We start from the raw sequence: 5,334 nt of genomic DNA, 5'->3' as shown, positions 1-5,334 counted from the left end.
CGGCGGCAGCGTGCTGCGCGGCGTCGCCCGGGGGCCCCGGGCCGGTCCCCGGCTCAGCGTTGCGTCCATCCGGTCCAGGTCCTTGCCGGCCGTCGAGGCGAGTTGCCACGGCACACTGGTCACCATCACTCCCGGTTCGAAGAGCAGGCGGCCCTTGAGCCGCAACGCGCTCTGGTTGTGCAGCAGGTGCTCCCACCAGCGTCCGACGACGTACTCGGGGATGAAGACGGTGACCACGTCGCGCGGCGACTCGCGGCGGACCCCCGCAACATAGTTCAGGATCGGCCGGGTGATCTCGCGGTACGGCGAGTCGACCACGGTCAGCGTGATCGGCACCTCCCGCCGCTCCCAGTCCGCCTGCAACTGCCGGGTGTCGGTGTCGTCCACGTTCACGGTCACCGCGGTCAGCGTGTCCGGCCGGGTGGCCTGCGCGTACGCCACCGCCCGCAGGGTCGGCTGGTGAAGCTTGCTGACCAGCACGATCGCGTGGTTGCGGGCGGGCAGCACCGGGCGTCCCTCGTCCGGGGTCAGCTCCACCGCGACCCGGTCGTAGTGCCGACGGATGGCCAGCATCAGCAGATAGATCACCCCCATCGCGACGATCGCGATCCACGCGCCCAGCAGGAACTTGGTGATCAGCACGATGACCAGCACGGTCCCGGTCATCGCCATGCCGAAGGCGTTGATCGCCCGGGAACGGATCATCCGGGACCGCACCCGAGGGTCGCGTTCGTTGCGCAGCAGCCGGTTCCAGTGCCGGATCATCCCGGCCTGGGAGAGCGTGAACGAGACGAAGACCCCGACGATGTAGAGCTGGATGAGCTTGGTCACCTCGGCCTGGAAGCCGATGATCAGCACGATCGCGAAGGCGGCCAGGAACAGGATGCCGTTGGAGAAGGCCAGCCGGTCGCCCCGGGTGTGCAGCTGCCGGGGCAGGTAGCGGTCCTGGGCCAGGATCGAGCCGAGCACCGGGAAGCCGGTGAAGGCGGTGTTCGCGGCCACGAAGAGGATCGTGGCGGTCACCCCGACCACCAGGAACAGCAGCACCGAGCCGGACCCGAAGATGGTCTCCGCGAGCTGCGCGGTGACGGTCTTCTGCACGTAGCCGTCCGGGCCGCCGACGATCTGGTGGCCCGGGTCCTCGACGAACTGCAACCCGGTGAGCCGGGCCAGCCAGACGATCCCGATCAGCATGGTCACCGCGACCAGGCCGAGCATCAGCAGCGTGGTGGCGGCGTTGCGGCTCTTGGGCGCCTTGAACGCCGGTACCCCGTTGGAGATCGCCTCGACGCCGGTGAGCGCGGCGCACCCGGAGGAGAAGCTGCGCAGCAGCAGGAACGCCATCGCCCAGCCGGTGGTGTCGTGCCACTCGGCGGCGATCACCAGGTCGGCGCTGGGCGCGCGCAGGTCCTCGCCGAGCACCACGATCCGGACCAGCCCGGTGAGGATCATGCCGACGATGACGATCATGAAGCCGTAGGTGGGGATGGCGAACGCGCTGCCGGCCTCCTTGAGCCCGCGCAGGTTGACGGCGGTGAGCAGGACCACCGCGCAGACCGCGATCAGCACCTTGTGGGTCGCCACGAAGGGGATCACCGAGCCGAGGTTGGCCACCCCGGAGGAGACCGACACGGCGACCGTCAACACGTAGTCGACCAGCAGGGCGCTGGCCACCCCGACCCCGGCCCGTGGGCCGAGGTTGACCGTGGCCACCTCGTAGTCGCCGCCGCCGGAGGGATAGGCGTGCACGTTCTGCCGGTAGCTGGCCACCACGGTCAGCATCACCACGACGACGCCGAGGGCCACCCAGGGCGAGAACACGAAGGCCGAGGCCCCCGCGATGGAGAGCATCAGAAGGATCTCGTCCGGCGCGTACGCCACGCTGGACAGCGCGTCCGAGGCGAAGACGGGCAGGGCGATGCGCTTCGGCAGGAGGGTGTGCTTGAGGCGGTCGGACCGGAACGGTCGACCGACGAGCAGCCGCTTCAACAGGGAGGTGGATCGGGCCACAGCCGCCAAGCGTACGACCGCTGCCGGCCGGGACGCACGGTGGTCGCCTGCGGCCGCTCCCGAGGCCGGAGTACCGTCGGTCCCCGTCCGCGACGCCGACGTGGCAGGCTCGCAGGCGACGAGGCGCGGCGGTACGCACCGTGGGAGGAAGCGTGCATATCGTGATCATGGGATGTGGCCGGGTCGGGTCGACCCTGGCGCAGAGCCTCGAAGCCCGGGGGCACTCGGTGGCGGTGATCGACCACGACGCCGAGGCGTTCCGCCGCCTGGGGCCGGACTTCGCCGGGATCACGGTCACCGGGGCCGGTTTCGACGGCGACGTGCTGCGCGAGGCCGGCATCGAGCGGGCCGACGCCTTCGCCGCGGTCTCCAGCGGCGACAACTCCAACATCATCTCCGCCCGGCTGGCCCGCGAGACGTTCGGCGTGTCCCGGGTGGCGGCCCGCATCTACGACCAGCGCCGCGCCCAGGTCTTCGAGCGCCTCGGCATCCCCACCGTGGCCACCGTCCGCTGGACCGCCGACCGGATGCTGCGGCACCTGCTGCCGGAGGGCAACGTCGAGATCTTCCGGGATCCGACCAGCACGGTCTCCATCATCGAGGTGCCGGTGCACGAGGACTGGATCGGCCGGCCCGTCCGGGCGCTGGAGGAGGCGACCGGGGCCCGGGTGGCGTACCTGATCCGCTTCGGCATCGGCACGCTGTCCACCGGCTCCAGCGTGGTGCAGGAGGGCGATCAGGTCTTCATGCTGGTCACCGACGACATGGTGGCCACGGTCACCGCGACGGCGGCGGCTCCGGAAGGGGGGCAGTGACATGCGGGTCGCCATCGCCGGCGCCGGCAACGTGGGCCGCTCGATCGCCCAGGAGCTGATCGAGAACGGCCACCAGGTGATGCTCATCGAACGGCAGCGGCGGAAGCTGCGGCCGGAGCGGGTGCCGGACGCGCAGTGGGTACTCGCCGACGCCTGCGAGCTGACCAGCCTGGAGCAGGCCGACCTCGCCGGTTGTGACGTGGTGGTCGCGGCCACCGGCGACGACAAGGCCAACCTCGTGGTCTCGCTGCTGGCCAAGACCGAGTTCGCGGTGCCCCGGGTGGTCGCCCGCGTCAACCGGGCCGAGAACGAGTGGCTCTTCACCGAGCAGTGGGGCGTGGACGTGGCGGTCAGCAAGCCGCGCGTGATGGCCGCCCTGGTCGAGGAGGCGGTGACCGTCGGCGACCTGGTCCGTCTGATGACCTTCCGGCAGGGCGAGGCCAACCTCGTCGAGATCACGTTGCCGCCGACCGCCCCCTACGTCGGGCAGCCACTGCGGGCGGTGCCGCTGCCCCGGGACGCCGCGCTGGTGGCCATCCTGCGCGGCAAGCGGGTCCTGGTGCCCAGTCCCGACGACCCGGTCGAGGCCGGGGACGAGCTGATCTTCGTGTGCACGGCCGAGATGGAGGACGCGGTACGCGCGGTGATCCTCGGCCCGGACAGCGTCGAGCGGACCCGCGAGTCGCGCTGAGCCGCCGGACGGGTCAGCTCGGCAGCGGCGTCGGCTCCGACTCCCGCATGACCCGCCGGACGGTCCAGACCGTGATCAGCAACAGCAGTACGTACGGCGGGTAGCCCAGCGCGAGCCGGGCCACGCCCAGCGCGGTGTCCTGCTCCGCCAGGTAGAGCCCGGCCTGCACCCCGACCTTGGCCAACCAGACCACGCCCCAGAGCACGGTCAGGCCGGTGAAGGTCCGCACCAGCCTCGGATCGTCGCGCCACTCGGAGCTGCCCTTGGCCACCAGCACCGACCAGAGCCAGCCGACCAGTGGCTGCCGGATCACCGCCGAGACCAGCAGCGCCACTCCGTACCCGATGCCGTAGAGGATGCCGGGCAGATAGAAGTCGCGTGCCTCGCCGGTGCGCCAGGCGATGGCGGCGCCGATGCCGATGCCGAACAGTCCGTTGACCGCGTGCCGCACCGGCCGGCGCTGGGCCAGCCGCAGCACGCCGATCAGGACCGCCACACCCACCGAGGCGATCACCGCGGGACGCAGCTCGCCGAGGATGTTGACCACCACGAAGACGACCACCGGGATGCTGGACTCCACCAGCCCCCGCCAGCCGCCGAGTTGGTCGGCCATCTGCTCGGCGACGGTCGGCAGCCGCTCCTCGTCGGTCGGCTCGGTCTCCGGCTGGGTGGCCGGGTGCTGTCCGGTGGTCATCGCCCGCCTTTCATCCGCCGCGCCCGCGCAGTCACGTCGACGGCTCCAACTCGTAGTACGGGTTGTAGATCACCTTGCGGTCGTCCCGCACCGCGATCCGCCCCTTCGCGGTCAGGTGTCGCCCGGGCTCGATGCCGGTGATACGCCGCTGACCCAACCAGACCAGCGTCACGACGTCGCTGCCGTCGTAGAGGTCGGCCTCCAGCGCCGGCAGGTTGGTCCGTGGCGAGTAGACCACCGTACGCAGGCGGCCGGTGACCGAGGCCACCTGACCCCGGGCGCACTGCGCCGCCGGGACACCGCCGCAGCGGGCGCTGTCCCACTGCAACTGCTGCGCCTCGATCTCGGCCTCGCTGGCGGTGAGCCGTCGCAACATGCGCCGCAGCGAACCCCGACCCTCGCCGGTGCTCATGACCTCCGCGTCACCCCATCCACGCCGGCCGGGACGTCGCCGGCACCCGCCGATCCCGGCGGCACCGGAACGACTCACGCCAGCGTACGCCGGTCCGGGCCGTCCCGGTGCCTACGACGGAGCCGGGTTCAGCGCGTACCCGGCGCCGGCGCCACCTCGGCATCGGCCTCGACCTGGTCGGACGCCTCGCGGGGCAGCCGCAGCGGCAGCGGCTCCCGCACCGGCTTGGCCTCCTGTCCCCGGTCGACGACGAGCCCGTTGAGGCAGTCGGCCAGCGGACCGGCGGCGTCGGGGTCGGTGGCCGCCGCGCCCTGGTACACCGCCCGGACCATCCAGCGCGGCCCGTCCACTCCGACGAACCGCAGGTCGGTCAGCCCGTCCTCGGTACGCACCCGGGCGTGCAGCTCGGTGCCGTACTCGCCGACGACCTCCTGGGCGGCGGCGCCGTCGCTGAACAACGACTTGCGGATCTCCTCGCGCACCTCGTCCCAGATCCCCTCGGAGCGGGGCGCGGCGAAGACGCCGAGTTGCAGGGCACTCGGCCCGTGCACCAGCACGACCTGCTGGATCACCCCCTGCGGGTCGGCCTGCACCCGCACCTCGACCTCGGGGACCGCCGGGATCTGCAGGCTGCCCAGGTCGAGTCGCTGCACCCCGTCCGGCGCCTCGGAGACGTCGTACGGCCCGCGCGCCGGCGCCTCCGGCGCCGACC

At 71.8% G+C, this 5,334-nt stretch carries 6 protein-coding genes; 2 read left to right on the top strand and 4 right to left on the bottom strand.

What is annotated here, in order from left to right:
* Positions 1 to 2,010, bottom strand: a 2,010-nt coding sequence (locus tag EYA84_RS25625) for an APC family permease (protein ID WP_131056116.1), incomplete at its 3' end; no start/stop codon positions are given.
* Between the two features lie 152 nt (positions 2,011 to 2,162).
* Between EYA84_RS25625 and EYA84_RS25620 the strand changes: the two genes are divergently transcribed.
* Both EYA84_RS25620 and EYA84_RS25615 read left to right on the top strand, forming a co-directional pair.
* Positions 2,163 to 2,825 carry a TrkA family potassium uptake protein gene (locus EYA84_RS25620; RefSeq protein WP_131056114.1) on the top strand — a complete coding sequence of 221 codons (663 nt, stop codon included), beginning with the start codon at positions 2,163 to 2,165 and terminating at the stop codon, positions 2,823 to 2,825.
* A 1-nt stretch (position 2,826) separates the two neighbouring features.
* A complete protein-coding gene (locus EYA84_RS25615) occupies positions 2,827 to 3,516 on the top strand; it encodes a TrkA family potassium uptake protein (protein WP_131056112.1) in 690 nt (229 codons plus the stop codon).
* 13 nt (positions 3,517 to 3,529) lie between these two features.
* Here EYA84_RS25615 and EYA84_RS25610 read toward each other — a convergent pair whose 3' ends face one another.
* The 3 genes from EYA84_RS25610 to EYA84_RS25600 all read right to left on the bottom strand — a co-directional run.
* Positions 3,530 to 4,210: a DUF3159 domain-containing protein gene (locus EYA84_RS25610; RefSeq protein ID WP_131056110.1), complete on the bottom strand. Its 681-nt coding sequence runs from the start codon at positions 4,208 to 4,210 to the stop codon at positions 3,530 to 3,532.
* A 31-nt stretch (positions 4,211 to 4,241) separates the two neighbouring features.
* Positions 4,242 to 4,622 carry an OB-fold nucleic acid binding domain-containing protein gene (locus tag EYA84_RS25605; RefSeq protein ID WP_131056108.1) on the bottom strand — a complete coding sequence of 127 codons (381 nt, stop codon included), beginning with the start codon at positions 4,620 to 4,622 and terminating at the stop codon, positions 4,242 to 4,244.
* Between the two features lie 128 nt (positions 4,623 to 4,750).
* The coding region (locus EYA84_RS25600; RefSeq protein WP_131056106.1) for a DUF3710 domain-containing protein at positions 4,751 to 5,334 on the bottom strand (584 nt) is incomplete at its 5' end.

It is taken from the genome of Verrucosispora sp. SN26_14.1 (assembly GCF_004307965.1).
In the GTDB taxonomy this organism is placed as follows: Bacteria; Actinomycetota; Actinomycetes; order Mycobacteriales; family Micromonosporaceae; genus Micromonospora.
The sequence above is the reverse complement of the archived record's forward strand: the minus strand, read 5'-3'. Positions and strand labels throughout refer to the sequence as shown.

What these genes read in the sequence shown, in the direction of transcription:
- EYA84_RS25615 (WP_131056112.1), top strand. Translation starts at nt 2,827, where the DNA reads ATGCGGGTCGCCATCGCCGGCGCCGGCAACGTGGGCCGCTCGATCGCC.
- EYA84_RS25610 (WP_131056110.1), bottom strand. Translation starts at nt 4,210, where the DNA reads ATGACCACCGGACAGCACCCGGCCACCCAGCCGGAGACCGAGCCGACC.
- EYA84_RS25605 (WP_131056108.1), bottom strand. Translation starts at nt 4,622, where the DNA reads ATGAGCACCGGCGAGGGTCGGGGTTCGCTGCGGCGCATGTTGCGACGG.